The 1995-nt window shown below is 65.9% G+C and carries 3 protein-coding genes; all 3 read left to right on the forward strand.

The genetic code is table 11. From position 1 onward, the window contains the following. Positions 1 to 899: class I adenylate-forming enzyme family protein (locus tag I0Q12_RS04280; RefSeq protein WP_231609973.1), on the forward strand; the 899-nt coding region annotated here is incomplete at its 5' end. 13 nt (positions 900 to 912) lie between these two features. Then, positions 913 to 1791 (forward strand): SDR family oxidoreductase, encoded by an 879-nt coding sequence (locus tag I0Q12_RS04285; RefSeq protein ID WP_197250743.1) that lies wholly within the window; start codon positions 913 to 915, stop codon positions 1789 to 1791. 20 nt (positions 1792 to 1811) lie between these two features. Then, a partial coding sequence (locus I0Q12_RS31945; RefSeq protein WP_231609974.1) for an enoyl-CoA hydratase/isomerase family protein occupies positions 1812 to 1995 on the forward strand: 184 nt, incomplete at its 3' end.

A 1995-nucleotide genomic window follows, 5' to 3' on the forward strand; every position in this document is an offset into this window, starting at 1 on the left:
GACTGACCCTTGGTGTCATGGCCCCGACCATTGCCGGGGCCCATGCGCACCTGCTCGACGTCTTCAGTCCGACCGCTGCACTCGAGCGGATCGGCGCCTACCGGTGCACCGGCACCGCCAGTCCGGCACCGTTCATTCGGATGCTGCTCGACGCGTACGACCCGGCCGTTCACGACGTGTCACGGCTGCGGTTCTGGCTCACTGCCGGCGCCGCCATCCCGACCTCCCTCGTGCAAGAAGCCCAGGACCGGCTGTCGGGATGCCGCGTGGTCAGCGCCTACGGTTCCAGCGAGATCATGATGGCAACAGTCTGCCGACCCGAGGATTCCGTCGACCGCGTCGCTACGTCCGACGGTGCACCGGTACCCGGTGTGGAACTGCGAATCGTGGACGTCGACGGGAAAGAATCCGCCCCCGGAACCGACGGCGAGATCCGATACCGCGGTCCGGGACGGATGCTCGAGTACTGGGGCCGGCCCGAGCTCACGGCGGAAGGTCAGGATTCCGAAGGATGGTGGCGCACAGGAGATCTGGGCCGGATCGACGAGCAAGGTTACCTGCGGGTGACGGGCCGGATCAAGGACATCATCATCCGTGGCGGGTTCAACATCAGTGCCCGTGAAGTCGAAGAGGCCCTGCTGCAGCACCCGGCCATCGCGGACGTCGCCGTGGTCGGACTGCCCGACGAGGCGGTCGGAGAACGCGCCTGCGCCGTCGTCGTGGCGCGAGACGACACCCGCCTGACCGTCGACGACCTGCGGCGGCACCTCGTCGACGAACACAAGATCGCCGTGTGGAAGGTCCCCGAACGCGTCGAGTACGTCGACGAGTTCCCGCGCACCGCGACCGGCAAGATCCAGAAATTTGCGCTGCGCGCCAAGTACGGCGACCGCGCCTGAGGAAGGAGTCACCATGCCTTACGAATCCATATATGCACCAAATCTCTTCGATGGACAGACGGTCGTCGTCACCGGCGGCGGAAGCGGAATCGGCCGCTGCACCGCGCACGAACTCGCTTCTCTCGGCGCACACGTAGCCATCGTCGGCCGCAACCAGGACAAGCTCGACACAGTGCAAGCCGAGATCACCGAGGACGGGGGATCGGTATCGACGCACGTCACTGACATCCGAGACGAGGACGGCGTCGCCGCGGTAGTCGACGCCATCGTGGCGGACCGAGGCCGCATCGACGGTCTGGTCAACAACGCCGGCGGGCAGTACCGCTCACCGCTGAAAGATATCTCCACCAAGGGCTTCGAAGCAGTCGTGCGCAACAACCTCACCGGCGGTTTCATCGTGATGCGCGAGGTGTTCAACCGCTCGATGTCACAACACGGCGGCTCCATCGTCAACATGATCGCCGACATCTGGCACGGCTGGCCGCACTTCTCCCACTCCGCCGCGGCACGTGGCGGAATGTTCACCCTCACCGAGAGCGTCGCCACCGAATGGGCCGCCGCCGGAGTACGGGTCAACACCGTCGCGCCCGGGTCGATCGCCTCGAGCGGCCTGGACACCTACGACGAAAAGGACCGCGAGTTCATCCAGCACGAGGTCACGCCCGGCATCCCACTGCAACGCTTCGGCACCGAAGCCGAAGTGTCCGCAGCGATCGTCTACCTGCTGTCCCCGGCCGCTCGGTTCGTGACCGGATCCTGCATGCGCGTCGACGGCGGCGCACCGAATGCCCGCCGCGGCTGGTGGCAACTGCAGCCCGCCGTCCACAACGAACCGTTCAACGGGTTCCACCGCTCCACCACCCCCGACATCCTCACCACGGTCTCGTCCTGAATCCCACAAGGAGACAAATCATGTCCAAGGTCGTCTACGACAAGCGCGGTCCCGTCGCACACATCCGGCTCAACCGCCCCGAGGTCAAGAACGCCATCGACGTCGAAACCCACGAACTGCTCCGCGACATCTGGGCGGACTTCGCCGCCGACGACAGCCTGCGGGTGGCCGTACTCACCGGAACCGGAGACGCTTTCTGCGCCG

The sequence above is a fragment of the Rhodococcus sp. CX genome, from assembly GCF_015865005.1.
In the GTDB taxonomy this organism is placed as follows: Bacteria; Actinomycetota; Actinomycetes; order Mycobacteriales; family Mycobacteriaceae; genus Rhodococcus.